Here is a 25,477-nt window from a genome sequence, read left to right on the forward strand (position 1 = left end):
ACTTCGCGTGCGCCGCCAGGGACTCGAACCCCGGACCCGCTGATTAAGAGTCAGCTGCTCTAACCAACTGAGCTAGCGGCGCCTGCTGACGTCGTAGACCTTAGCATCCTGATCGGCGGGAGGAAAAATCGATATGTGCACGGTCGAGCGGGCCGCCCGCACCGCCGCCCAGAGCAGGATCTCGGGGCCGGGGAGCCAGGGGTGCCGGGTGTCCGGGGCGACCAGCCAGCGGGCGTCGGCCGGAGCGGGGGAGCGGTCGCCGTTCAGCGCCGGGACGGTCACCGCGTCGCCGGTCCCGTGGCACAGCAGCGGCGGTACGGCCCGGCCGCGGCCGCCCCACTCCTCCCAGTCCAGCAGCGCGGACAGCCGGGCGGCGGTGCCGGGGGTGGCGAACAGGAGCATCCGGCCCCGGAACACCGCGACCGGCCCGGAGCCCGGACCCTCGTCCCACAACCGGTCGAGCATGCGGCGGCCGTGGATCGCGGGGGTGTTCACCACGTCGAACGCGGTACCGCAGGGCAGGACGACCGGGGCGTCCGGATGCTCCTCCCAGAGGGCGAGCGTGCTCCGCGGATACGTTCCTGCGGAGGCGAGCCAGGCGGCTCCCTCGGAGGTGACCCCGGCCGCGTCCGCGCCGGTCGCCGGGGTGCCGGGGAAGGTCTCGTGCGGTGTGCTGCTCATAGGGATGTGATACGCCTCGTGAGCGTCCGCTCGCCGCGAGTTGCGGGAAACCGGTACGGGCTGTGGCACGCGGGGGTATCTTGCCCGCCTGGCATATGCCCGCGGGGTCGACCGCCCGCTACCCGGGCTCCCCCGGCTCCGCCCCCTCCGTCCCCTTCAGCAGGTCCCGGCCGAACTCGACCATCTTCTTCGCGTAGTCCTCGGTCCAGCCGGCCCGCTCGGCGATGTCGGCGGGCGTGAGGCGGTCGAAGCGGCGCGGGTCGGCGAGCTGGGCGGCGGCCACGGCCTGGAACTCCACCGCCCGGTCGGTGGCCACCCGGAACGCCAGGGTCAGCTCCGTCGCCCGCGCCAGCAGCGCCCCGGGATCGTCGATCGACTCCAGCCCGAAGAAGCGCTCCGGGTCGGCGACCGCTTCCACGGGCTCGAAGAGCAGGGGCGCGGGGCGTAGCCGCGGTTCGTTCCGTCGCGGCGTGGGCTCCGGCATGTCTGGTCCTCCTCGTACGTTCCGATGGCCACCGTCCATTCTCTCGCGCCCGCGCAAGGGCACCCCAGGGCCGCCGACTCACTCTGCGTACGCCCACCCAGGCCGCTCAGGGGCGCCAGGGCATCCGGCGTTCGGTGAGGTGGGCGAGGACCGCGTGGTTCGCCTCCCAGCCGTCGGGGGCTGTAGCCGTCGGCCGCCTCCGGCGGCGTGCCGGACTCCGTCCGGCGGGTGACCGGCGTCGGGCTGGTCGCCTGCCGGCGGGGCCGCTGGTGTGGTGGTCAGGGGCGCCAGGGCACCCGGTGTTCGGTGAGGTGGGCGAGGACCGCGTGGTTCGCCTCCCAGCCGTCGGGGAACTTCACCACCGTGCCCAGCTGGACCGGTTCCGTCGACGGGTAGTCGTCCAGCAGGTCGGTCACGCCCGCGCGGCAGACCATGATGCAGGCGTGGCGGTGCCGGGAGGCCAGGACGCAGAGGCGGCCCGTCTCCAGGTGGAAGGCGGTGGCGTCGGGGCGGCCGGAGAGCGGGTGCAGGACCACCGTCACGTCGTACTCACGCCCCTGGAGCCGGTTGGCCGTGTCCACGGTGACGTCCGCCACCCCCAGCTCGGCGAGCGCCGCCCGGACCGCCGCCGCCTGGTCGCGGTGGGCCGTGCCGACCGCCACCCGGTCGGCGGTCAGGGGCGTGGCGTCCGGTGAGCGCTCCGAGACGGCCGCGCCGCCCCGGTCGAGCAGCCGCCGCACCACCACAGCCACCGCCCGCACCGCCTCCGGATCGGTGCGCGGGGTGTGCCGGGCGGGCAGCTCCAGCAGGCCCCAGCCGGACTCCGCCGCCTCGTCGATCACCCGGTCGGGGCCGGAGCCGTCGGAGGGAACGGCGAAGGAGAGGCGGCGGTCACCGTGTCCGGTGCCGCTGCGGAACGGCGTGTACGGGTAGAACGCGCCGGAGACCAGCGGGGCCGCCGACGCGGGCAGCCGCCAGGACACCGGGAGGCGGTGCTGGGGAAGACCCGGGTTGTGCGCGAGGAGCGTCGAGACGGCGGAACCCGAGGGGTCGTACGACAGGCCCGCCCACTGCTCGCTGCCCACGATCGAGAACGGGTCCAGCTGGCCGGGGTCGCCGACGAACAGCGCACGTTCGAACAGCCCGGCCACCGCGAGCAGCGAGTCCGAGCGCATCTGGTACGCCTCGTCGACGATCGCGTGCCGCCAGGGCTCGTCCACCGTGACGTGCGCCCACTTCGCGGCCGTGGACAGCACGACCGGCGTCTGACGCAGGTCGGCCGCCTTCGCCGACGTGCGGACGTTGGGCAGGTCGTCCAGCGCCTTGTCGTACGGGTCGGAGTCGCTGCTGTGCAGCCGGCCGACGGGCAGCTCCGGGTTCTTCTCGGCGAGGCGCAGGACCAGGTCGTCGACCTGGGCGTTGGTCTGCGCGACCACCATCAGCGGGCGCCCCGCGTCGGCGAGTTCGAACGCCGCGCGGACCACGAGCGTGGACTTGCCCGCACCCGGCGGGGAGTCCACCACCACGCCCCGGTCGGTGCCGTGCAGGGTGTCGTGGAGGATCGCGGCGGTGGCGCGGGCGGCCTCGGCGCCCGGGTCGAAGGCCGTGGTCGTCACAGGACGTCCTCCTGGGTCATCGGGTCCGCCGCCTCCTGCACTCCCTCGCCCGGCGGGCCGCCGTGCGTCCACGGGGTCGCCTCCGGGTCGGGCAGCTTCGCCCCGCCGCGCTGCTCGTGCTCGAACAGGGTGAGGGTGAGCCGGTCGCCCTTCTCCGGGACCGATCCGGGCTCCGGTTCCTTCCCGCGGCCCATCTTGTCGAGCACCCGCAGGACGACGACCCCCTCGCCCTCGTACCCGACGAACTCCATCGACTGCGGCTTGCCGCCCAGTGAGCGGTACGTCCTCACGCGCTCGGCCAGCTGCGGCCGGTCCTCCGTGCGCACGGTCACCAGCGGGCGCGGACCGGGCCGCCTGCCCTCGCTGTACGCCATGACGACGTCGAGGACCTCGCCCGCGAACGCCTCCCCGGCCAGCCGCCGTCCCGCCATCACCAGCGGGTCGTCGAGCGCCTCATGGGCGTCGAGCCGGGCCTGTTCCCGCTCGCGGGTGGCCAGCTTGGTGGCCGCGGTGACCGCGTCGTCCCGGCGCGGCTGCGGGGGCTCACCGGCCAGCACCCGGTCCCGGTGCCCGGTGAACGACCAGCGGTCACGCGTCCAGCGCTCCTCGACCCTGGCCCCCTCCGGCAGCCGGTGCAGCAGGTCCAGGCCGTGCCACACCGCGTCCCAGGTGGGCCGGGTACGGCTCTCGACCAGGTCGCGGATCTCCCGCTCGGCCGCGGTGAGGATGCCCAGCCGGGCGTCGGCCTGCAGGCCGTCCTCGGCGGTGGCCAGGGCGGTGCGGGCCCGGTCGTAGCGCTCGAAGGCGGGCGCGAGCAGCTTGTTGTCGAACGCCGGGTCGGTGGCGGGACCGGCCGGCGGGCACACCAGCTGCCCGTCCGCGTCCCGGGCGAGCTCGGCCGTGCGCGCGGCCGCCGCGCCCGTGCTGCCCGGCGGAGGGTCGATCCAGGCGAGCAGCGCGCCCAGGTGCTGGTCCTCGACGCCTGACTGACCGGTCGCCCAGTGCCGGGCCAGCAGGTCCGTCATGGCGAGCAGCAGGGAGGAGCCGGGCACCCGGGCGCGCTCCCCGAAGTGGGTCAGCCAGCGGCCGAGCAGCGGCACCCGGGGCGGCGCCGGGTAGGGCGCCTCGGGGTCCTGCTCGGCCGTGCGCCGAAAGCGCGTCGAACGGCCCAGCAGCCGTACGTACTCGATGCCCGCGCGCCCCGGGACGATCAACTGCGGCGCGTCCGCGCACAGTTCGACCTCCACCTTGACCCGCTTGCCGGTCTCCGGGTCGGTCTCGGTGCGCTCGGCGGCCTCCACCGACCCGGCGTAGGAGTCCAGGTACGGCAGGACGACGTCGGCGAGTTCGGCGAGGAACGCGAACCGCAGGTCGCGGTCGCGCGGCTGCGGTACGACCAGCAGGCGCGGGGCGTCCCGGTCGGTGCCGACGAGGGCGCCCAGCGGGGCACCGGCCTCACCGGAGGTGGTGAGCGGCACGAAGACCAGGGGCAGCCCGGACAGGTGCCGGTGGCGGACGGTCGCGGCGGGTTGCGCGGTGCCCGTGCTCACGGCTTCCAGGCGGGCGAGGGTGGTGATCAGGGACACGCGGCCCCCTGGAGGGCCTCGGCCCGCAGGGCCGCCGCGCGGCGCAGGGCCGCGACCGCCGGGTCCCCGGGGTCACCGCTCTCGCCGCGCGCCGCCGACAGCACGTCCTCGACGGTGGTCAGCCCGCCCAGTTCCGCGCGGACCGCACGGCCCAGCGCGGTGACCTCGTCGGCCGCGCGGGAGCGCTGCCGGCAGTGGAAGGCCAGTTCGCAGGCGGACAGGCACTCCGGCGCGTAGGCCGCCGGGACGGCCGCCACGGCGGCCGTGAGCTGCTCGGCGGGCAGGTCCGGGGCGAAGCAGGTGCCTTCCGGGAGCGTGCCGGCGATCTCCTCGATCCGGGTGAGCCGGTCCAGTTGGCGGGCGGTGACCGCACGCTGCTTGCGGACGTCCACGGCGGCGGCGGTGGGCAGGTTGGAGAAGTCCTTGGGGCAGACCAGCAGCACGTCGTGGCGCACCCGCGGGGCCGGGTCGAGGCGGGCCGCGACCGCCTCCAGGGCCAGCACGTACACCGCCGCCTGGCGTGCCGCCGCGCCCACCTTCGCCGGGTCGGCCGAACCGTCCAGCATCGGGAAGGACTTGATCTCCACGACCGTCCAGCCGCCGTCGGGGTGCACGACCACCGCGTCCGGCTCCAGGAACGCGGGGGAGCCGGCCACGTCGAGGGCCAGCATCGGATGGTCGAGCAGCGTCCAGCCGCCCGCCTCGCCCGCCTCGCGCAGCGCGAGCGCCGTACGGGCCGTACGCCCCTCGGGGCCGATCGCGGACAGGTCGGGCACGGCGGCCCGCTCGGCGGGCTCGGCGCCCGGGTCGAGGTGCGCGCGCACCAGCCGCAGCAACTCCGCGCCGCCGTCCGCCTTCACCTTGGCCTCGAACGCGTTGCCCCGGGTCAGCGCGAACTGCGACTGGCCGAACGCCGAGGGCGAACCCAGCGCGCTCGCCAGCGCGGTCTTGTCCACCCCGGCGCCGTCCAGGATCGCCCGCCGCCTGCACCCCGGGTTCGCGGCGAGCGCCGCGAGCGCACGCGCGTCGAGGGCCTTGGCGGGGACGTCGGGGCCGCGCAGCTCAGCGAGCCGGTGCCGGAGCGCCGTCCCCCGCGTCTGCGGGGGCAGGGTCCGGTTCGGCTCCGGAGACGGGCCGGGACTCGCGCTGCGATGGAATTCGCTCACCCGCCGAAGTCTGGCATCCGCCACTGACAATCGGGGAACCTGCGCCCTCCGAGCGCGCTGCGACGAGCGAGGCGCCCGGGACGAGCCGGGTCCGGACGAGGTCCACGACCCGCGTCACGGACGGCGCGAGCAGGTACCCGGCGCCCATCACGGCGACGCCCGCGACGGCGTCCAGGAAGTAGTGGTTGGCGGTGCCCATCACGACGATCGCGGTCAGCAGCGGGTAGGCCACCCCGAGCACCTTGGTGAGCCTGCTGTTGCCGTACCGCCACAGCATCACCCCGCACCACAGCGCCCAGCCGCAGTGCAGACTCGGCATCGCCGCGTACTGGTTGGTCATGCCGCCCATCCCGCGCGGGGCGCTGGCCTGGCCGCCCCACCAGCCGTACGAGCTGTACTGGGCCATGGTGTCCACGAACCCGTACTTCGCCGCCAGCAGCCGGGGCGGGCAGGTGGGCAGCAGCGTGAAGCCGATCAGGCCGATGAACGTGGACGTCATCAGCCAGGTGCGGGCCCGCCGGTAGATCTCGGCGCGCCGGCGGAACAGCCAGACCAGTATCAGGGGGGTGACCAGGTAGTGCAGGGAGGCGTACCAGAAGTCGGCCGGGACGCCGAGCCACGGCTCGCGCGTGAACAGGCGGTTGAGCGGGTGCTCGGCGTTCAGGCGCAGGTCCTTCTCGATGCGCAGGATCGCCAGACCGTGGTCGACGGCGCTGGAGGTGTCCCCGCGCGCGAGCAGCCGGCCGGCCGTGTAGCAGCCGTACACCAGCAGGATCAGCGGCAGCTCGGTCCACCAGCGCAACCGGGTTCGCACAGCCACCTCGGTGCCCGGTTTCTCGGTCTGCGGCATCCGACTGCCTCCCCCTTCTCGTCCTGTCTGCGCTACGCCCGGCGGGCCCGACCGTGACACTTTACGGTGTGCGCACTCCCGCCCACGCGGGGCGGCTCAGCCCTCAAAGACGCGGTGGACGCCCGCCGGGTTGCCCGTACCCGGTGCCTGTCCCGCGTGTTCCTCGCCTGTTCCCGGCGTGGGTGATGATGGAGGTGTCCCGCTTCCGCGTCTCTCCCGAAAGGCTCACCCTCCATGGCACCGCGCATCCTGCTGGCCCGGCACGGACAGACGGCGTGGTCGCTGTCCGGCAAGCACACCGGCAGGACCGACGTACCGCTCCTGGAGGAGGGCCGCAGGGGGGCCAAGCTGCTCGGCGAACGGCTGCACCGGCCGCCGTACGACGGGCTCGCCGACGCCGAGGTGCGCACCAGCCCGCTGGCACGCGCGCGCGAGACGTGCGAACTGGCGGGCTTCGGCGACCGGGCCACCCCGTGGGACACGCTGATGGAGTGGGACTACGGGGCGTACGAGGGGCTGACCCCGGCGGACATCCAGGCGTCCCGCCCGGGCTGGCTGATCTGGCGGGACGGCGTGCCCGGGGGCGAGACGCTCGCCGAGGTGACCGCGCGGGCGGACGAGGTGGTGTCCTGGGCGCGCTCCGCCGACCGGGACGTGCTGGTCTTCGCCCACGGGCACGTCCTGCGGTCGATCGGCGCGCGGTGGCTGGGCCTGCCGCTGGACTTCGCGGCCCGGATCCGGCTGAACCCGACGTCGCTGTCGGTGCTGGGCTGGGCCTACGGGGAGCCCGCGATCGAGAGCTGGAACGACCTGGGGCACCTGGCGGGCTGACGTCGGCCGGCGCGCCTGCAACGCGCCGTCCTACACACCCCTCGGCGCCGACGCGTGCCGGTCCAGGAACTCCTGGACGCCGCTCGCCCGCCGGTGCGGCAGCAGCACCCGCGCGGTCCCCGCGAGCATCCCCTGGATCCGCGACGACTGGACCTGGTCCAGCAGGTCCAGGACCCGCATGCCCGCCGTCGCCGCCTCGTCGGGGCGCCCGCCGCGCGCGAGGTCGTCGGCCAGTTCCGCCGTGTACAGGGCGATGTTCCTGGTGAAGTGCGGGTCCTGGAGCTCGGCCGCCCGCCGCGCGTGCCGCGAGGCCCTGCGCCAGTCGCCCAGCGTCGACCAGCACTGCGCCTCGAGCCCCTCCAGTTCGGCCTCTCCGTAGAAGCTCATCCACTCGGGGTCGGCGTCCGAGTGGCCCCGCTCGAAGAGGGCCTGCGCACGGGCCAGCGCCTGCTCGCAGCCGGTGCGGTCGGCGAGTCCCGCCCAGCCGCCCGCCTCGCGCAGCGCCAGCAGGGACATGAGACGGGCCGAGCCCAGCGGGCGCCCGACGCGCTGCGCGGCCTGGGCCGCCCGCACCGCCTCCCTGGGCCGCCCGGCGTCCCGGGCCAGGAACGCCGTGTTGCAGAAGGCGTGCGCCTCCAGGCCGGGGTCCCCGGTCATCCGCGCGGTCGCCAGCGCCTCGGCGTAGTGCGAGCGGGCGTCGTCGAAGCGGCCGGAGTCGTGCGCCAGCCATCCCACGGAGATGGCGAGTTCACCGGCGCCCGAGTGCAGCCGTTCGGCGGTCGTCTGCCGGGTCGCGCCGGCGTCGAGGAGCGCGTACGCCGCGCGCAGCGGAGCCGCCGCGCGCCGGTACAGCCCGTCGGCGCCGTGCCGGTCGTCCAGCAGCCGGATCCGGCGGACGGCCTCCTCCAGGGCGGTCGCGTGCGCGGTCCCGGCACGGCGCACCGGCCGGTCCGCCGCCACCGCGTCGATGGTGAAGCCCAGGGGGCCCAGCGTGGCGGCGGCCACCGTGGCGCCCCCGCCGGTCATGAATAGGCGACGCAGCACGTCGCTCTCCTCGTAGTTGTCGTGCGTCTCGAACGGGTCCTGCGGGTTCCGCGTCTGGCGCGGTTCATGCGGGTGGTGCGGGTTTTGCGGGTCATACGGTTCGACGGCCTCCCGCGTCTCAGTCCCGGTGCGGGGCAGGGACGCGTGGGTCACGTCCTCCGGGGGCCGCGCCGCGCGGCCGCGGACGGACGAGCGCGCCGCGAAACCGAGGTCGGCGAGTGTGTGGCCGGGGAACATATGCAGGAACACCCGTTCGTACGCGTAGTTCGGGCAGCGGATCTCACCCGCCTCGACCCGGCCGATGTAGCGCGCGTCACAGCTCACCCGCTCGCCGATCTCGCGGGCGGCACGCCGTACCAGCGCGGCGAACTCGGCCGGCGAGTGCCGGCCGCGCAGCTGCCGGAAGGCGAGGTTCGGCCGTGCCGGCCGATCGGGCTGCGACGAGGTCGTGGTGGACGACGCCATGGCCGGGTCCTCTCGTGCGAACCGTCGAACCATGCCGGACTCGTGGTGAGTTGTCCGAGTGGACCCTTGATTCCGGCGGGCAAGAACGTACCTGCTGTGTCGGACCCGTGACGCAGTGTTTAGCTACAAACCGGATATCTCATCCACGATCTGCCATGAACTGCCATCCTTTGCGGCTGACTTCCGCCGTAGCCGTTGACGCGGTGGCGCGTTGGACCTCATGGACTGCAAGAGGGCTGCGCGGTGGAGGCCGGGATGGAGACCAGCCAGAGCAACGATCCCTGTACGCCGTCGGATTCTCCGGCGGCAGACGATGCGGGATGCGACCTCGTGACGGTGCCTGCCCGGCAGGGCCTGGAGGCCGTCGACATCCTGCGCCGGGGAGCCGGAGAGGCGGTGGGGCCGGTACTCCACGACGACGGGGGCGGCACGCTCGGCTTCGTGGTGCCGGCCGGTACGGCGGCGGGCTGGGACGTCCCCGGCAGCACCTGTACCGGCACCGACGGGCGCGGGCTGCGACTCGACCCGCACCCGCCGGTCGAGGGTTCCGACTGGCTGCTGCCGCCCGGCGAGGCCGACCTCGCGACCGACCCGGCGGTGCTGCGCCGGGCGCTGGGGGAAGCGGCGCGACTGATCAGGGCCGCGGACAGCTGCCGCTGACCGCCACCCGTGGCCGCCTGGATTTCCCCGGCGGCCGCCGCCTGGGAGAATGGCCCGATGGGCAAGTCCAGGAACACCCGGCGCCGGTCGGCCGCCGCCGAAGCCGTGGTCGAGGCCGTCGACGGCGGCCTCGCGCAGCTCGTACCCGACCCCGACCGCGGCCGTGCCTGGACCCTGCTCATCGACGGTGCTCCGCAGTCCCACGTCGACCTCGACGACCCGGCGTACCTCTCCTTCGAGTACCAGCGCCGCCTCGGCCACGTCATCGACCTCGTCGCACCGCCGGGAAGGCCGGTGCAGGTGGTGCACCTCGGCGGCGGGGCGTTCACGTTGGCGCGGTATGTCGCGGCGACCCGGCCCCGGTCCACCCAGCAGGTGGTGGAGCGGGACGCGGCCCTGGTCCGACTGGTGCGCCGCGAGCTGCCGCCCGATCCGGGCGCACGGATCCGGGTGCGGTCCGTGGACGCCCGGGAGGGACTGGGCAAGGTCCCGGAGGCGTGGGCGGACCTGGTCGTCGCGGACGTGTTCAGCGGGGCGCGCACCCCGGCGCACCTGACGTCCACCGAGTTCCTGGACGAGGTGCGCAGGGTGCTGAGGCCGGGGGGCGTGTACGCGGCCAACCTCGCGGACGGGCCGCCGCTCGCCCACCTGAGGGGGCAGATCGCCACCGCGGCGGCGCGGTTCGCGGAGGTCGCGGTGGTCGCGGATGCGGGGGTCTGGCGGGGGAAACGGTTCGGCAACGCGGTGCTGGTGGCGGCCGACGTGCAGCTGCCCGTCGCCGAGCTGACCCGGCGCTGTGCGTCCGATCCCCACCCGGGGCGGCTCGAACACGGGCGGGCGCTGCGCGACTTCACCGGCGGGGCGGTTGCCGTGACCGATGCGGCGGCCGTGGCTTCGCCTTCACCGCCGCCGTCCGTGTTCCGTTGACTTCGCGGGTCAGTACGTCTCCACCTGCACCTGCGGTGGGCCGTCGTGCCAGGTGCAGAAGACCGTCACCCGGTCCGTGCTCCTGCTGAACTCGACGCGGATCCAGGTCTCCGTCTTCCACACCTGCATCGACCAGCCCGTGCCCGGGGTCGCCGAGACCAGGGTCGCGTCGGCGTCGCCCAGGTCGAAGACCGCCCGGCCGCCGTCGGTGTCGTAGGCCTTCACCTGCCCGGAGGCGGTGGCCGACGCGGAGGCGGTGGCCGAGGGGCCGGGGGTGGTCGCCGGGGTGCGGGAGGGGGTGGGGGCGGGTGTCGCCGACGGGCGCGGGGCGGCGGTCCGCGACGGCGGACCGGACCCCGGTGACGCCGGCGGCCCGGCGCCCCGGGACGTCGGGACGTCGCCCGTCGCCGTGACGGGCAGGGCGCGCGGCGGGTCGTAGGCCGTGCCCGCCATCACCGTGTGCACGCCCCACCACGACAGCGTGGCCGCCGCGCCCGTGGCGAGCAGCCAGGCCAGTACGTGTACGAGTCCTCTGCGCATCGCGGGCCATACTGCCCCAGTGGCAGCGCCGTGCGCACGCGCACCGAGTTGTCCACAGGCCCCGACCGGGTCCCGCCGCATGGCGTACGGTGCGGCGCATGGCAAGTGTGCTCGTGGTCGAGGACGACCAGTTCGTACGCTCGGCGCTCATCCGGCAGCTGACCGACGCCTCGCACACCGTGCGCAGCGTAGGTACGGCACTGGAGGCGCTGCGCGAGGTCGCCCATTTCCGTTTCGACGTGGTCGTCCTGGACCTCGGACTGCCGGACCTGGACGGCTCCGAGGCCCTGAAGATGCTGCGCGGGATCACGGACGTACCGGTGATCATCGCCACCGCGCGGGACGACGAGGCGGAGATCGTCCGGCTGTTGAACGCCGGCGCGGACGACTACCTGACGAAGCCGTTCTCCGTCGAGCACCTGTCGGCGCGGATGGCGGCCGTACTGCGCCGGGCGCGGTCCGGCGGGGGCGAGCCGGCGCCGTCGAGTGTGCTGCGGGTGGGCGGACTGGCCGTCGATCCGCTGCGCCGGCAGGCCGAACTGGACGGCGTACGGCTCGACCTGACCCGGCGGGAGTTCGATCTGCTGGCGTTCCTGGCAAGGCGGCCGGGGGTCGTCGTGCCCCGCAGGGAACTGCTCGCGGAGGTGTGGCAGCAGTCCTACGGGGACGACCAGACGATCGACGTCCACCTGTCGTGGCTGCGCCGGAAGTTGGGGGAGACGGCGGCCCGGCCGCGGTATCTGCACACCCTTCGCGGGGTCGGCGTGAAGCTGGAGCCACCGGGCGGGGAAGTGAGGCCGGTCGGATGAGATGGGCACTGGTCAAGGTCTGTCTGGCGGTCACCGCGATGGTCGTGGTCGCCTTCGCGGTCCCGCTCGGCCTGGTCATCAAGGAGATGGCCCGTGACCGCGCCTTCTCCAACGCCGAGCGGCAGGCCGCCGCCGTCGCCCCCGCCCTGTCCATCACCACCGACCGGGACAAGCTGGAACGGGTGGTGGCCTCGGCGGGCGCCGACCGGGGCATGGCCGTGCACATACCCGCGGCCGGGGGCCACGCCGCCGTCGACATCGGGCGGCAGCGTGCCGCCGACGGGGACATCGCGACCGTCCGGAAGCTGGGGCGGGCCTCCACCACGGGGGTGGCCGGCGGATCGACCCTGTTGCAGCCCGTCGCGCTCGGCTCCGGTGCCATCGCGGTCGTCGAGGTGTACGTCCCCGAGTCCGAGGTGAGCCACGGTGTCCTCGCGGCCTGGGCGGTGCTCGCCGCCGTCGGCCTGGCGCTGATCGTCGGCTCCGTCGCCGTCGCCGACCGGCTGGGCGTGCGGATGGTGCAGCCCGCCCAGCGGCTGGTCGAGGGCGCGCACGAACTGGGGGAGGGCAAACTGGGGGCGCGGGTGCCCGAGGAGGGGCCGACCGAGCTGCGGCTGGCGGCGGTCGCGTTCAACTCCATGGCCGACCAGGTCGTACAACTGCTGGCCAACGAGCGGGAGCTGGCGGCCGATCTGTCGCACCGGCTGCGCACCCCGCTCACCGTGCTGCGGCTGAACGCGGCCTCGCTCGGGGACGGCACCGCCGCCGAGCAGACCCGGGCCGCCGTCGCACAACTGGAGCGCGAGGTCGACACCATCATCCGTACCGCACGGGAGGCCAAGCCGCAGACCGCGGCCGTCGGGCCGGGCGCCGGCTGCGACGCGGCCGAGGTGGTGCGCGAGCGGATGGGTTTCTGGTCGGCGCTGGCGGAGGACGAGGGCCGCAAGTGGCGGGTGGCCGGCGTGGACCGGCCGGTCCGGACACCGGTCGCCCGCGCGGACCTGGCCGCCGCGCTGGACGCGCTGCTCGGCAACGTCTTCCGGCACACCGCCGAGGGCACCGCCTTCGCGGTCGACGTGCACAACGCGGACGACGCGGTCATCGTGCTGGTCTCCGACGCCGGGCAGGGCATCCGGGACCCGGAGGCGGCGATGGCCCGCGGCCGGGGGTCGGGGACGGCCGGTTCGACCGGGCTCGGGCTGGACATCGTGCGCCGGCTCGCCGAGTCGACGGGCGGGGACGTGCGGATCGGATCGTCGGTGCTCGGCGGGACCGAGGTGCGGATCTGGATCCAGCTGGGCGGCCGGAAACCGGAGCGCAAGGGGCATCGGGGGAGCGTGCGCCGCCGCCGGTTCGGCCACCGGACGCGGACAATTGGTCTCGACCTTTAATCGGTCCCGATCCCTTCCTTAAGCGCGCCCTAAGATCCCCGACGGCCGTCCCCATCAAGCCGTTTGTCCGATTCCAGGTCGCTAGCGTGCTGCCGCATCCCACCCCCATCGGCAGGCGAAGGCAGGCACGCGCATGAGCACGCACCGGCGCAGGATCAGCAACAGGAGCAAGGCGATCGGCGGTCTGGTCGCGGCGGCCGTCGTCGGTGGCGGCGCGATCGTGTTCGGCGGCATCGCGCAGGCCGCCGGGATCGGGGCCGCGTACACGAAGACCAGCGACTGGTCGACCGGGTACACCGCGCAGTACGTCGTCACCAACAACAGCGGTGCGACGGAGAAGGACTGGACCCTGGAGTTCGACCTGCCGGCCGGCGCGAAGCTCAGCTCGCTGTGGAACGCCGAGTCCACGGTGAGCGGTCAGCACGTCACCGTGAAACCGGCGAAGTGGGACACGGACGGCCTCGCGGCCGGCAAGTCGGTCACCGTCGGATTCGTGGTCAACGGCAGCGGGGACCCGACCGGCTGCCGTATCGACGACGCGAGCTGTGCGGCGGGCGGTACGACGACCCCGGAGCCCAGCGGCCGCCCGACACAGTCCCCCACGCCCACCCGGAGCGCGACGCCCACTCCGTCCGCCTCCCAGAGCACCGGAACCGGGACCGGCACGGGAACCGGCACCACCGCCTCCGCCGGCTTCGCGCCCTACGTGGACACCTCCCTCTACCCGGCGTTCGACCTGCTCGCGGCGGTGAACGCGACCGGTGTGAAGAACTACAACCTCGCCTTCATCACCGACGGCGGCGGCTGCACCCCCAAGTGGGGCGGGGTGTCGGACCTGTCCAGCGACGGGGTCGCCGCCCAGATCGGCGCGCTGCGCGCCAAGGGCGGTGACGTCCGGGTCTCCTTCGGCGGCGCGTCCGGCTCCGAACTCGCCACCACCTGCTCCTCGGCGGACGCGCTGGCGACGGCGTACGGCAAGGTCGTGGACGCCTACAAGCTGACCAAGGTCGACTTCGACGTGGAGGGCGGCGCGCTGCCCAACAGCACGGCGAACACCAACCGGGCCAAGGCGATAGCCAGGCTCCAGGCGAGCCACCCGGACCTGAACGTCTCCTTCACCCTCCCGGTGATGCCCGAGGGCCTCACCCAGGACGGCGTGAACCTGCTCGCCGACGCCAAGGCCAACGGCGTGAAGATCGGCACCGTCAACATCATGGCGATGGACTACGGGGCCTCCTACAACGGCGACATGGGCACCTACGCCACCCAGGCCGCCACCGCCACCCAGGCCCAGATCAAGAGCGTCCTCGGCCTCTCCGACGCCGCCGCCTGGAAGTCCGTCGCGGTCACCCCGATGATCGGCGTCAACGACGTCTCCGCCGAGGTCTTCAAGGTCGACGACGCCACCCAGCTCGTCGACTTCGCCAAGTCCAAGGGCCTCGGCGGCCTGTCGATGTGGTCGGCCACCCGCGACAAGCAGTGCGCGGGCGGCGCCAAGCCCACCGCGGACGCCACCTGCAGCTCGGTCGTCCAGAACCCGTACGCCTTCTCGAACGCCTTCAAGACGCTGGGCTGACACGCCCCCGCCGACCGCGGGCCGGGCAACGTCCCGGCGGTCACCGACCCGGACCAGGCTGCCGAGGACCTGCCGCTCGCCGTCTTCACCGCGCTCGCCCACGCCAAGGATCCGGTACTTCCTTGCTCGCCGACGAGTGACGGAGACGGGCGCGACACTCCCCTCCGGGTGCCGCGCCCTGCACGGAAGCTCCCCGCAGGGGCACGGCGTCAGGCTGCCGTCGCCCCCACCGGCGGCAGCGCCCCCGTGCGGGCCGCCTCCCCGTACCAGCGGGCGCTCGACTTCGGCGCCCTGGCGAGGGTCGCGTAGTCGACGTACACCGCGCCGAACCGCTTGCCGTAGCCGTACGCCCACTCGAAGTTGTCCATCAGGGACCACAGGTAGTAGCCGCGCACGTCCGCGCCGTCGCTGATGGCGCGGCGCACCGCCGAGAGGTGGCCGTGCAGATAGGCGATGCGCTCGGGGTCGTGGACGGTGCCGTCCGGGTCGGGCTTGTCGTCGTAGGCCGCGCCGTTCTCGGTGATGTACAGGGGCAGCCCCGGGGCCTCCCGGGAGTAGCGCATGATCAGCTCGTGCAGGCCCGTCGGGTCGATCGTCCAGCCCATCTCCGTGCGCTCGCCGGGAGTCTGGTGGAAGGCCACGTCGTCGGCGCCCGGCCAGGGGGAGTGGGCGCCGCCGCCGTGGCCGTCCGCGCGCGGGCCGCCCGCCTCGCGGGTCCCCGCGGACACCAGGGCGGGCGTGTAGTAGTTCAGCCCGAGGGCGTCCAGCGGCTGGTGGACGGCGGTCAGGTCGCCGTCCCGGACGTACGACCAGTCCGTCACGGACGCCGTGGCCTCGAACAGCGACTCCGGGTACGCGCCGTGCAGGATCGGGCCGTGGAACACCCCGTTGGCCAGGTCGTCGATCTTCCGGACGGCCACCAGGTCCGCCGGGTCCTGCGAGAGCGGCCGCACCACCGAGGAGTTGAGGCTGATCGCGAGCTGGTGGCGGGCCGGCAGCACCGAACGCAGCGCCGAAGTGGCCAGGCCGTGAGCCAGGTTGAGGTGGTGGGCGGCGCGCAGGGTGGCCGTCGGGTCGGTACGGCCGGGGGCGTGCACGCCGGAGCCGTAGCCCAGAAAGGCGCTGCACCAGGGCTCGTTGAGGGTGATCCACTGCTCGACGCGGTCGCCGAGCGCCTCACCGACGATCCCCGCGTACTCGGCGAACCGGTGGGCCGTCTCCCGCTCGGGCCAGCCGCCCGCGTCCTCCAGCTCCTGCGGCAGGTCCCAGTGGTAGAGGGTGACGGCGGGCTTGATGCCCTTCGCCAGCAGCTCGTCCACGAGTTTGCGGTAGAAGTCCAGGCCCACCTGGACCGCCGGGCCCCGGCCGGTCGGCTGCACCCGCGACCACGAGACCGAGAACCGGTACGCGGTCAGGCCGAGGTCCGCCATCATCGCCACGTCGTCGCGGTAGCGGTGGTAGTGGTCGACAGCGATGTCACCGTGGTCGCCGTCGGCGGTCTTGCCCGGCGTATGGCTGAAGGTGTCCCAGATCGAGGGGGTGCGGCCGTCCTCCCGCACCGCCCCCTCGATCTGGTAGGCGGAGGTCGCGGCGCCCCAGAGGAAGGCCGGAGGAAAGGTCACGGTCAGCGGTTCGGGCATGGAAGCGCTCCCATGGTCGGTGTGCCCCTCATTATGCATGGGAGCGCTCCCACGACCAACCCTGCCCGGCGACTGGGCGGAGCTGGTCCACGACGGCGACCTCACCGACATCTCCCGCCCGCTCGACCTGCTCGGCGTCAACTACTACTCCCCGACCGTGGTCTCCGCGGCCGTCGAGGGTGACGCGAGCACCCGCGACGACGGGCACGGCGCGAGCGACCACTCCCCGTGGACGGGCGCCGGCGACGTGGCCTTCCACCTGGCCAACGACCAGCTCACGGCGATGAACTGAGCCATCGACGTGAGCGGCCTGCACACCCTGCTGACCGGTCTCGCCGCCTCGCACCCCCGGCTGCCCCTGATGGTCACCGAGAACGGCGCCGCCTTCGACGACTGCGTCTCCCCCGAGGGCCGGGTGAACGTCCCGCAGCGGATCGCCTACCTGCACGCGCACCTGGACGCCATCCGCCAGGCCGTCGCCGACGGAGCGGACGTACGCGGCTACTTCCTGTGGTCCCTGCCGGACAACTTCGAGTGGTCCTACGGCTACTCGAAGCGCTTCGGCGCCGTCTACGTCGACTACGGCACCCGGCGCCGCATCCCCAAGGCGAGCGCACACTGGTACGCGGAGGTGATCCGCCAGAACGCCCTGCCCGCCGCCGGTGACCAGGGCTGACCCGGCACGGTCCCGCGGGGACGACGGGGCCGGGAACGGCCGGGGCACGGCTGTTACATTCCTGGCCTGAGAGCTGCGAACGGAAGGCGGCGACCATGACGGTCAAGGGTGAGCGGGGCCGGAGTGCCCGGCGGCCGACCCTGGAGGAGGTCGCCGCCCGGGCCGGCGTGGGCCGCGGCACGGTGTCGCGGGTGATCAACGGCTCGCCGCGGGTCAGCGACGCGACCCGGGCCGCCGTCGAGGCGGCCGTCAACGAACTCGGCTACGTGCCCAACACCGCCGCCCGCGCGCTGGCCGCCAACCGCACGGACGCCATCGCCCTGGTCGTCCCGGAGCCGGAGACCCGGTTCTTCGCGGAGCCGTACTTCTCCGACATGCTCAGCGGAGTGGGCGCCGAACTCTCCGACACCGAGATGCAGTTGCTGCTGATCTTCGCGGGCGGCGACCGGGAGCGGGAGCGGCTCGCCCAGTACCTCGCCGCCCACCGCGTGGACGGCGTCCTCCTGGTGTCCGTGCACGCCGACGACCCGCTGCCCGACCTGCTCGCCCAGCTGGAGATCCCCGCGGTGATCAGCGGCCCGCGCTCCGCCGCCGAGTCGCTGACGTCGGTCGACTCCGACAACTACGGCGGCGGCCGTTCGGCCGTCGAGCACCTGCTGGCCGGCGGCCGCCGGACGATCGCGCACATCACGGGCCGCCCGGACGTGTACGGCGCCCAGCGGCGCGTCGACGGCTACCGCGACGCCCTGCGGGACGCCGGCCACCAGGTGAACGAACTCCTCATCGAACCGGGGGACTTCACCGAGGAGGGCGGCCGGCGCGCGATGACCCGGCTGCTGGAGCGCGAGCCCGCGCTGGACGCGGTCTTCGCCGGCTCCGACGTGACGGCGGCGGGCGCCCGCCAGGTGCTGCGCGAGGCGGGCCGCCGTATCCCCGACGACGTGGCACTGGTCGGGTACGACGACTCGGCCATCGCCCGCCACATGGAACCGCCGCTCACCAGCGTCCGCCAGCCCATAGTGGAGATGGGCCGCGCGATGATCGACCTGCTGCTGACCGAGATCGCCGACCGCCGCCCGGCCGAGTCCCGCGGTCCGGAACGCAGACACGCGGTGCTGCCCACGGAACTGGTGGTCCGGGCGTCCTCCTAGTGCGGGCTCCGTCAGTGACCCGAGCGCCGGAGGTGTGAGGTTGCGGGTGTCGCGATGAGTTCCGCGGCGCCGGGCGGTCGTACTGTCGAAATCTGTCACCGAGGAGGGTCTGTGATGCGCAGCGTGACCTATTCGATGGGCGTCTCGCTCGACGGCTACATCGTCGGACCGGACGGCGGCTTCGACTGGTCGGCGCCCGACGCGGACGTCTTCCGCTTCTGGATCGACGAGATCCGGGGGGTCGACGTCCACCTGATGGGGCGGCGGCTGTACGAGACGATGCTCTACTGGGAGACCGCCGACCAGGACCCGTCGCTCGACGCCCCGATGCTCGAGTGGACCGCGCTCTGGAAGCCGCTCCCCAAGGTGGTGTTCTCCACCACGCTCTCGACGGTGCAGGGCAACGCCCGGCTGGCCTCCGGCAGCGTCGCGGAGGAGATCGAGCGGTTGCGGGCCGAACCGGGCGACGGCGAGATCGCGATCGGCGGCGCGACCCTCGCCGTCGAGGCAGCGGCGCTGGGCCTGATCGACGAGTACCGGACCATCGTCCACCCGGTGCTGGTCGGCGGCGGCATTCCGTTCTTCCCCCGGGCCGAGCAGCGGGTGGACCTCGAACTCGTCGAGACCCGCACCTTCGACTCAGGGGTCGTCCACCTCCGCCACCGCGTGGTGAAGCAGCCGCCCCGGACGCGGTGAGACCGACGTTCACCCGGTGATGTCCGGGCGGCAGCGCGGGACGGCGGGTCAGAGGGATTCGACGAGGCCGCCGTCGATGACGAAGTCGGCGCCGGTGATGTTCGCCGCCCGCGGACCGGCGAGGTAGAGCACCAGGTCGGCCACTTCCGACGGCCGGGTGAAGCGGCCGGTCACCGACTGGCCGGCCGCGCCGCGGGCCACCTCCCGGGGGTCGACGCCCCGGGACCGGCCGACCGTGGCGGCGACACCGCCGGCGCCCTGCCACAGCGCCGTCTCCACCGGGCCGGGACCGACGGTGTTCACCCGCACACCGCGGGGCCCCACCTCCTTGGACAGGGCCTTGCAGAAGTTGGTCAGCGCCGCCTTCGCCGCGCCGTAGTCGATGACCAGTGGGTCGGGCAGCCGGGCGTTGACCGAGGAGACGGTGACGATGCTTCCCGCGCCCGTGGCGAGCAGGTGCGGCAGCGCGGCCCGGGTGGCACGGACGGCGGACATGAGGTTGACCGTGAACGTCCACTCCCAGTCCTCGTCCGTCACGCCGAGGAAGCCGTCGACCCGTGGCCGTACCGCACCCACGTTGTTCACCAGGACGTCGACACCGCCATGGAGCGCCACGGTCTCGGCGACCAGCGCGGCCGGACCGTCCGGCGTCGCGAGGTCGACTTCCACGACGGTGAGGTCGGCCCCCTGCTTCACGAGCGTGTCGAGGGCTTCGGTGCGCTCCCTCGACCCCGCGACGACCCGGGCGCCGGCCGCGAGGAAGGCCTCGACGACCGCCAGCCCGATGCCGCGCCCGGCGCCGGCGACCAGGACGGTCCGGCCGGCCGGGGCGTCGGCATCCGGCGTTCCGGCGGCCCTGGGCGTGGGGGAGTTCATCTTCCCGCCTCCGGACCCTGCTGCCGCAGCCAGCCGAGAACGGTGTCCGCGACCTCGCGCCAGCCGCTGTCGATCGTCAACGAGTGCCCGCGGTCGGGGAAGTTGATGATGTCGGTGACGGCTTCGGAGTGCCGGTACTGCTTGAGGGTGGCCCGGGTGACCACTTCGGGCACCGTGTGGTCCTTGCCGCCGGAGACGAGCAGCAGCGGGCCGCGTCCGCCGTTGTCCGTGTCGACCTTCGCGGGCGAGTGGGGGTTGAAGTTGGCGGAGGCGGCCTCGTACAGCGGCTTTCCCGGCGCGGGGACGGTCCAGCGCTCGTACAGTGCTGCCGATTCCTCCTCCGCGACGGCGTTGCCGAAGGCGAACCGGAACTGCTCCGCGGTCAGGGACACCGACCGGCGCCTGTTGGCCGGGTTCTTGAAGACCGGGAGCGTGGCCTTCAGCGCGGACAGCGGCAGCGGCAGAACGCCCTTGATCTGTGCGGCGTCGATCGCGACGGCCGCGGCGGCGCGGTCCTGGCCGAGCAGTTTCTGCGCGATCATCCCACCGAACGAGTGACCGATCACGACGGGCCGCACCGGCAGGGCCTCGATCAGGGCCGCGTAGTGCTCGACCACGTCGTCGATGCCGTAACCGGCGACGCTCTCGGGGTTCTTGCGCGCCTCCTCGACGGTGTCGGGGTCGCCGGGCCATCCGGGTGCGGACGGATCGTAGCCCGCCTCGCGGAACAGGTCGATCCACGGCTGCCAGGAGGTGCTGTGCAGCCAGAGCCCGTGGACGAAGACCACGGGAAGGGCAACGGTCATGGCTGGGCCTCTCTTGTGTGGGTGTCCTGACCCCGCATGCCCTCACGAAACCGGGAACCCCGGTGCCTTCGCACCGGGGTGGCACCCCAGCGGTGCAAGGGATTCAGCCCGCGCGCCTGCGTAAAGATCCGTTCATGGTTTTCGGGCGAACAGAGACAACAACTGTCATGACCTGATAAAAAATGCCCACACTTCGGTTAAGAGGGACAGCACCTGCACGCCTCGTGACGTGGATGTACCCGTCGGCCCGAGTGACGCTTCGACCACCGTCACAGCACCTTGATGTGACGGGGCGTCAGTTTCTAGGAGATCTGTGCATGGCCAAGAAGGTCCACGCCGCGCCGGGGCGTCCCGGGCGCGCGGCAGTCAAGACCGACAGACGGGCCAGGGCGATCGTGGCGGCCTCCACCGCTGCCGCCGCCCTTGTCGTCGTCACCGCGACCGCCGGTGGCGCGGTCGCGCAGGGGGGAACGGCCGGATCGCACGCGCCCAGACGAATAGGGGCGGCCCCGCGTGTCCCGGCAGGCGCGACGGTGACCGGCACGACCGCGTCGGGAACCACGCTGCACCTCAGCGTGAACCTGGCCCCGCGTGACCCGCAGGCGCTGGCGGACTTCGTCACCGCGGTGTCCACACCGGGGAACGCCCAGTACCACCACTACCTGGCCAAGGGGCAGTTCGCCTCGGTCTTCGGTCCTGCGCCGGCCACCATCGCGGGAGTCTCACGGGCGTTGAAGGCGGCCGGCCTCGCTCCCGGCAAGGTCAGCCCGGACGGGCTGTCCATCCCGGTCACCGCCACCGCCGCGCAGGCGTCCCACGCCTTCGGCACCGGCTTTCGCAACGTCCGGCTCAAGGACGGCACCACCGACTACCTCAACACCTCCGCCCCCTCGCTGCCCGCGAACGTGGCGTCCTCGGTGACCGGGATCGTCGGCCTGAGCAGTGTCAACACCATCAGCAGTCACCACTCCGCGGTGCGTCGCGCAAGCAGGCACAGCTCTGCCACCGCCAGCGTCCCCGGCCGCGGTGCGCACACGGTGACCCCCCACACGTACACCCCGGCACTCTGCGCCGACTTCACCGGCTCGGGCCTGACCGACGGCACCGACTACTACAGCCCCGGCAAGCTGGCCGGCGCCTACGGGATGACCAACTCCGCCACCGCCGGCGCGGGACAGACCGTGGCCGTGTTCGAGCTGGAGAACGTCGACGCCGGCAGCATCGCCGCGTACCAGTCCTGCGTCGGCACCAGCACCTCGGTGTCCACCGTGTACGTCGACACGACGGCAGGCGCCGGCGCGCCGGCCACCGACGGATCGGTCGGCGTGGAATCGGCGCTCGACATCGAGGACCTGATCGGTCTGGTGCCCGGCGCCGCCGTCATCGACTACCAGGGGCCGGACGCCGCGTCCGCGACCGACCAGAACGTGCTCGACGTCTACCAGCGGATGGTCACCGACGACCAGGCGCAGGTCATCTCCACCAGCTGGGGTGAGTGCGAGGCGGTCGAGAGCAGCGCGACCGCGAGCGCCGAGAACACCGTCTTCGCGGAGGCCGCCGCCCAGGGTCAGAGCGTCGTCGCCGCGTCGGGCGACGACGGCTCCAGCGACTGCTACCGCGCGACCGGCTCCACGGCCAAGGCCGTCGACGACCCGGCGAGCCAGCCCTACGTCACCGGTGTCGGCGGCACCACGATGACCACCTCGGGCAGCACCACGACCCAGACGACGTGGGGCAACGCCGACGGCGGCACCGGCGGCGGCGTCTCCTCGCGCTGGGCTCCCGTCGTCTACCAGGGCGGTGTCGCCACCACCAGCAAGCGTGCCGTTCCGGATGTCTCCGCTCTGGCGGACCCGGCCGACGGGTATCCGATCTACTTCCAGGACGACAGCCAGTCCGCCGACCCCGTCCCCGGCATCATCGGCGGCACCAGCGGTGCGGCCCCGACCTGGGCCGCCGCGATCGTCCAGGCCAACGCCGGCACGGCCTGCCAGGCGGGCGGCCCGGTCGGCTTCCTCAACAACGCCCTCTACAAGGCCGCACGGAGCAGCTACCCGACGAACTTCTGGGACGTCACCAGCGGCAACAACTCCGTATACGCCGGCGGCTACACGGCGGCGGCCGGCTACGACGAGGTGACCGGTCTGGGCTCGCCCAAGGAGGCCGGCCTGACCACCGCACTGTGCGCGGCCAAGGGCACGGCCGCCACGGGTGCCTCCACCTTCCACCCGCTCAGCAGCCCCAAGCGACTGCTGGACACCCGCAACGGCACCGGCTGGGGCCTCAGTTCCATCCCGACCACGAAGCCCCTGGTCGCGGGCGGCACCGCCCCGGTCAAGGTCGAGGGAGCCGGGGGGATCCCCAGCAGCGGCGTGACCGCTGTCGTGCTCAACCTCACGGTCACCGGCACCACCGGCGCGGGTTCGGTGATCGCCTGGGCCGACGGCACCAGCAAGCCGTCCACCAGCAACCTCGACTGGACCGGCGCGAGCCAGACCATCGCCGCCTCGGCGACCGTCAAGGTGGCGGGCGACGGCGTGGTGGACCTCTACACGAGCAGCACCACCCACCTGATCGCCGATGTCCAGGGCTACTACACCAGCGGCACCACCGGCTCGAAGTACACGGCGCTGACCCCGGCCCGCCTGCTGGACACCCGCTCCAAGGTCGGTATCCCCACCACCAGCAAGATCTCCAACGCGGTGATCAGCCTCAAGGCCCGCGGCCATGGGGGCGTGCCCACCGCCGCCACCTCCGTGGTGCTCAACCTGACGGCCACCCAGACCGTCGGCGGGGGCTACCTGGAGGCCTACCCCGAAGGCGCCACCCGCCCGACCGCGTCCAACGTCAACTGGTCGGCGACCGGCACCACCATCCCCAACCTGGTGGTCGTGCCGATCGGCAGCGACGGCAACGTCAGCATCTACGTCCACGGCACCAGCCATGTGATCGCCGACGTCTCCGGCTACTTCTCCACCAGCGGCTCGGCCTTCCAGACGGTCACCCCGCTGCGCCTGCTGGACACCCGTCAGACGACGGCGCTGGGCGCCGGCAAGACCCTGGCCCTGCAGATCTCGGGGCGCGACGCCATCCCGTCCACCGGTGTCAAGGCGGTCGTGCTGACCGTCACCGTCACCGGCACCACCGGCAGCGGCTACCTCACCGCCTGGGCCGACGGCGGCAGCCGTCCGACGGCCTCCAACCTGAACTGGGCGCAGGGCAGGACGATCGCCAACCAGGTCATCGTGCCCGTCGGTTCCGACGGCAAGGTGGACTTCTACACGAACAGCACCACCAACGTGATCGCGGACGTGGCCGGCTACGTCAGCTGACGCCCACCGACGACACGACCGCGATGCCCCGCCGCCCCTTCCGGCCGGCGGGGCATCGCTGCGCTCAGGCATGCGTGCCGCCGCTTCGGCAATCACCCGTTCGGCCTACGGGAGCCCCGGCCCCGTGTGCGGCGTCCCCCGTTCGGGCGCACGGTGAAGGTAGTCGGCTTGCCGCCGCGTACCAGCCGTGATCGCCAGCTTTCCGGGGAGGCGCCGTGATCGTGATAGCCCTGCTCGGCCCACTGGTGCCGCTTGCCATGCTGCTCGGGCTGCCCGCGCTGGAAGACCGACTGTTCCCGCCGCCGCTGCCTCTGCCGGAACGGACGAATCCGGAGCAGGCCGAAGAGGCGCTGATCGATGAGGACCACTGGACAGAAGGCTGCGTGACGGGACCCGGGGCTTCCGCGTGATCGCTTCCGCGTGATCAGGGTGGTTGCAGGTTCCTTGTCGGCACGGGCACGAGAGCGGTGATCACCAGGGTGTATGCGCTGGTTGATCACAGATCCAATGAGACTCAATGGGTCGGTCGGGGCCGGCTGCGGCGGCCACGGCAGGGGCCGTCTCGGCCGGCCAGAGGCGAAACCGCTCGGCGCTTCGCGGTGGGGGACTTGCGCGCCAGGACACGGTGCTCGCCGGCGGGGCGCGCACCTGGCTCATGTGGCGCGCCAGCCACTATCTGAACGCGTCACCCTGTCAGGGGAGTTCTTCGAAAACCGTGGTTCGGCCGTGGCCACACGGCAGAGAGGCCGTTGGTCTGCGTTCCCGCAGGCCAACGGCCTCTCTCGTAGGGTGAGTGACGGGACTCGAACCCGCGACATCCTGGACCACAACCAGGTGCTCTACCAGCTGAGCTACACCCACCATGACCAGCGGTGACTTTGTGGTTTCTCCGACCGGCCGAGAAAAAGTGTACAGGGTCCGAAGGGGTGCTCGCGCACGGCTTTCGCGGCGGGCCTCCCAGGACCCCGGGGACGGCTACTGGGCAGGCAGGACGTGCTTCGCCGCGATCGTCTTCGCGGTGTCCGAGTCCGGCCCGGGCTGCGGTACGAAGATGGCCTCGCGGTAGTAACGCAGTTCGGCGATCGACTCGCGGATGTCGGCGAGCGCGCGGTGGTTGCCGTTCTTCTCGGGGCTGTTGAAGTACGCCCTCGGGTACCAGCGCCGCGCCAGCTCCTTGACGCTGGAGACGTCGACGATCCGGTAGTGGAGGTATCCCTCCAGGGCCGCCATGTCCCGGGCCAGGAAGCCGCGGTCGGTGCCGACGGAGTTCCCGCACAGCGGGGCCTTGCCGGGTTCCTTCACGTGCTCGCGTACGTAGGCCAGGACCTGCTCCTCGGCCTCGGCGAGCGTCGTACCGCCGGCCAGCTCGTCGAGCAGCCCGGACGCGGTGTGCATCTGCCGCACCACCTCCGGCATGGTCTCCAGTGCCTTGGCCGGCGGACGGATGACGATGTCCACGCCCTCGCCGAGCACGTTCAGCTCGGAGTCGGTGACCAGTGCGGCCACCTCGATGAGCGCGTCGTCGGACAGCGAGAGGCCGGTCATCTCGCAGTCGATCCACACCATGCGATCGTTCATGTGTCTAACCTTACGGGGCGCCGCCGCGAGCCGGACCGGCCGTGCGGTGCCCTTGTGCGCGAGGTCACCGGCAGTACCCCCGGAACGGCGACCGCC

Annotated in this window: 22 protein-coding genes, 2 tRNA genes and 1 pseudogene; 11 read left to right on the forward strand and 14 right to left on the reverse strand. The window is 73.0% G+C overall.

Annotated elements, in window-relative coordinates:
* Positions 1 to 8 precede the first annotated feature (8 nt).
* From ABZ646_RS12650 to ABZ646_RS12680, 7 genes are all read right to left on the reverse strand, one after another.
* Positions 9 to 82 (reverse strand) — tRNA-Lys (locus tag ABZ646_RS12650).
* Positions 73 to 681 (reverse strand): bifunctional DNA primase/polymerase, encoded by a 609-nt coding sequence (locus tag ABZ646_RS12655; protein WP_360516791.1) that lies wholly within the window; start codon positions 679 to 681, stop codon positions 73 to 75. The genes ABZ646_RS12650 and ABZ646_RS12655 overlap by 10 nt, the downstream gene beginning before the upstream one ends.
* Positions 682 to 799: 118 nt before the next feature.
* A complete protein-coding gene (locus tag ABZ646_RS12660) occupies positions 800 to 1,165 on the reverse strand; it encodes a hypothetical protein (protein ID WP_360516794.1) in 366 nt (121 codons plus the stop codon).
* 278 nt (positions 1,166 to 1,443) lie between these two features.
* On the reverse strand, positions 1,444 to 2,781 hold the full coding sequence (locus ABZ646_RS12665; RefSeq protein WP_360516797.1) for an AAA family ATPase: 1,338 nt from the start codon (positions 2,779 to 2,781) through the stop codon (positions 1,444 to 1,446).
* On the reverse strand, positions 2,778 to 4,367 hold the full coding sequence (locus ABZ646_RS12670) for a hypothetical protein (protein ID WP_360516800.1): 1,590 nt from the start codon (positions 4,365 to 4,367) through the stop codon (positions 2,778 to 2,780). The genes ABZ646_RS12665 and ABZ646_RS12670 overlap by 4 nt, the downstream gene beginning before the upstream one ends.
* Positions 4,358 to 5,476: a hypothetical protein gene (locus ABZ646_RS12675; RefSeq protein ID WP_360516854.1), complete on the reverse strand. Its 1,119-nt coding sequence runs from the start codon at positions 5,474 to 5,476 to the stop codon at positions 4,358 to 4,360. Before ABZ646_RS12675 ends, ABZ646_RS12670 begins: the two co-directional genes overlap by 10 nt.
* Positions 5,430 to 6,383: a phosphatase PAP2 family protein gene (locus ABZ646_RS12680; protein ID WP_360516803.1), complete on the reverse strand. Its 954-nt coding sequence runs from the start codon at positions 6,381 to 6,383 to the stop codon at positions 5,430 to 5,432. The genes ABZ646_RS12675 and ABZ646_RS12680 overlap by 47 nt, the downstream gene beginning before the upstream one ends.
* 234 nt (positions 6,384 to 6,617) lie before the next feature.
* On the opposite strand from ABZ646_RS12680, the gene ABZ646_RS12685 reads away from it, so the two are divergent.
* The gene (locus ABZ646_RS12685; protein WP_360516806.1) at positions 6,618 to 7,214 is read left to right on the forward strand and encodes a histidine phosphatase family protein; all 597 of its coding nucleotides are present in this window, start codon (positions 6,618 to 6,620) and stop codon (positions 7,212 to 7,214) included.
* 30 nt (positions 7,215 to 7,244) lie between these two features.
* Here ABZ646_RS12685 and ABZ646_RS12690 read toward each other — a convergent pair whose 3' ends face one another.
* Positions 7,245 to 8,723, reverse strand: a complete 1,479-nt coding sequence (locus tag ABZ646_RS12690) for a hypothetical protein (RefSeq protein WP_360516809.1) — start codon at positions 8,721 to 8,723, stop codon at positions 7,245 to 7,247.
* A 255-nt stretch (positions 8,724 to 8,978) separates the two neighbouring features.
* Between ABZ646_RS12690 and ABZ646_RS12695 the strand changes: the two genes are divergently transcribed.
* The gene (locus ABZ646_RS12695; protein ID WP_360516812.1) at positions 8,979 to 9,383 is read left to right on the forward strand and encodes a hypothetical protein; all 405 of its coding nucleotides are present in this window, start codon (positions 8,979 to 8,981) and stop codon (positions 9,381 to 9,383) included.
* Between the two features lie 57 nt (positions 9,384 to 9,440).
* A complete protein-coding gene (locus tag ABZ646_RS12700) occupies positions 9,441 to 10,310 on the forward strand; it encodes a fused MFS/spermidine synthase (protein WP_360516815.1) in 870 nt (289 codons plus the stop codon).
* Between the two features lie 9 nt (positions 10,311 to 10,319).
* Here ABZ646_RS12700 and ABZ646_RS12705 read toward each other — a convergent pair whose 3' ends face one another.
* On the reverse strand, positions 10,320 to 10,850 hold the full coding sequence (locus ABZ646_RS12705) for a hypothetical protein (protein ID WP_360516818.1): 531 nt from the start codon (positions 10,848 to 10,850) through the stop codon (positions 10,320 to 10,322).
* A gap of 98 nt (positions 10,851 to 10,948) precedes the next feature.
* Here ABZ646_RS12705 and ABZ646_RS12710 point away from each other — a divergent pair, with 98 nt between their 5' ends.
* The 3 genes from ABZ646_RS12710 (at position 10,949) to ABZ646_RS12720 (ending at position 14,626) form a co-directional block, all read left to right on the forward strand.
* Positions 10,949 to 11,659 carry a response regulator transcription factor gene (locus ABZ646_RS12710; protein WP_360516821.1) on the forward strand — a complete coding sequence of 237 codons (711 nt, stop codon included), beginning with the start codon at positions 10,949 to 10,951 and terminating at the stop codon, positions 11,657 to 11,659.
* The gene (locus tag ABZ646_RS12715; RefSeq protein ID WP_360516824.1) at positions 11,656 to 13,050 is read left to right on the forward strand and encodes a HAMP domain-containing sensor histidine kinase; all 1,395 of its coding nucleotides are present in this window, start codon (positions 11,656 to 11,658) and stop codon (positions 13,048 to 13,050) included. The genes ABZ646_RS12710 and ABZ646_RS12715 overlap by 4 nt, the downstream gene beginning before the upstream one ends.
* A gap of 133 nt (positions 13,051 to 13,183) precedes the next feature.
* A complete protein-coding gene (locus ABZ646_RS12720) occupies positions 13,184 to 14,626 on the forward strand; it encodes a cellulose binding domain-containing protein (protein WP_360516827.1) in 1,443 nt (480 codons plus the stop codon).
* 209 nt (positions 14,627 to 14,835) lie between these two features.
* On the opposite strand, the gene ABZ646_RS12725 is transcribed toward ABZ646_RS12720, so the two are convergent.
* Positions 14,836 to 16,266 carry a GH1 family beta-glucosidase gene (locus ABZ646_RS12725; protein ID WP_360516830.1) on the reverse strand — a complete coding sequence of 477 codons (1,431 nt, stop codon included), beginning with the start codon at positions 16,264 to 16,266 and terminating at the stop codon, positions 14,836 to 14,838.
* A 70-nt stretch (positions 16,267 to 16,336) separates the two neighbouring features.
* Here ABZ646_RS12725 and ABZ646_RS12730 point away from each other — a divergent pair.
* The 3 genes and pseudogenes from ABZ646_RS12730 to ABZ646_RS12740 form a co-directional block, all read left to right on the forward strand.
* A pseudogene (locus ABZ646_RS12730) lies at positions 16,337 to 16,942 on the forward strand (family 1 glycosylhydrolase); the annotation flags it as partial.
* A gap of 95 nt (positions 16,943 to 17,037) precedes the next feature.
* A complete protein-coding gene (locus tag ABZ646_RS12735; RefSeq protein WP_360516833.1) occupies positions 17,038 to 18,093 on the forward strand; it encodes a LacI family DNA-binding transcriptional regulator in 1,056 nt (351 codons plus the stop codon).
* 114 nt (positions 18,094 to 18,207) lie between these two features.
* Positions 18,208 to 18,789 (forward strand): dihydrofolate reductase family protein, encoded by a 582-nt coding sequence (locus ABZ646_RS12740; RefSeq protein ID WP_360516836.1) that lies wholly within the window; start codon positions 18,208 to 18,210, stop codon positions 18,787 to 18,789.
* 48 nt (positions 18,790 to 18,837) lie between these two features.
* Here ABZ646_RS12740 and ABZ646_RS12745 read toward each other — a convergent pair whose 3' ends face one another.
* A complete protein-coding gene (locus tag ABZ646_RS12745; protein ID WP_360516839.1) occupies positions 18,838 to 19,665 on the reverse strand; it encodes an SDR family oxidoreductase in 828 nt (275 codons plus the stop codon).
* Positions 19,662 to 20,471, reverse strand: a complete 810-nt coding sequence (locus ABZ646_RS12750) for an alpha/beta fold hydrolase (RefSeq protein ID WP_360516842.1) — start codon at positions 20,469 to 20,471, stop codon at positions 19,662 to 19,664. Before ABZ646_RS12750 ends, ABZ646_RS12745 begins: the two co-directional genes overlap by 4 nt.
* A gap of 317 nt (positions 20,472 to 20,788) precedes the next feature.
* Between ABZ646_RS12750 and ABZ646_RS12755 the strand changes: the two genes are divergently transcribed.
* Together ABZ646_RS12755 and ABZ646_RS12760 are read left to right on the forward strand one after the other, a co-directional pair.
* Entirely contained in the window at positions 20,789 to 23,803 is a 3,015-nt protein-coding gene (locus ABZ646_RS12755) for a S53 family peptidase (protein WP_360516845.1), read from the forward strand.
* A 215-nt stretch (positions 23,804 to 24,018) separates the two neighbouring features.
* Positions 24,019 to 24,213: a hypothetical protein gene (locus tag ABZ646_RS12760; RefSeq protein WP_360516848.1), complete on the forward strand. Its 195-nt coding sequence runs from the start codon at positions 24,019 to 24,021 to the stop codon at positions 24,211 to 24,213.
* 378 nt (positions 24,214 to 24,591) lie between these two features.
* Here the strand turns inward: ABZ646_RS12760 and ABZ646_RS12765 are convergent.
* Both ABZ646_RS12765 and orn read right to left on the reverse strand, forming a co-directional pair.
* Positions 24,592 to 24,664, reverse strand: a tRNA-His gene (locus ABZ646_RS12765).
* 114 nt (positions 24,665 to 24,778) lie between these two features.
* The gene (gene orn / locus ABZ646_RS12770; RefSeq protein WP_360516851.1) at positions 24,779 to 25,381 is read right to left on the reverse strand and encodes an oligoribonuclease; all 603 of its coding nucleotides are present in this window, start codon (positions 25,379 to 25,381) and stop codon (positions 24,779 to 24,781) included.
* Positions 25,382 to 25,477: the final 96 nt, after the last annotated feature.

This window comes from Streptomyces sp. NPDC007162, from assembly GCF_040634175.1.
In the GTDB taxonomy this organism is placed as follows: domain Bacteria; phylum Actinomycetota; class Actinomycetes; order Streptomycetales; family Streptomycetaceae; genus Streptomyces.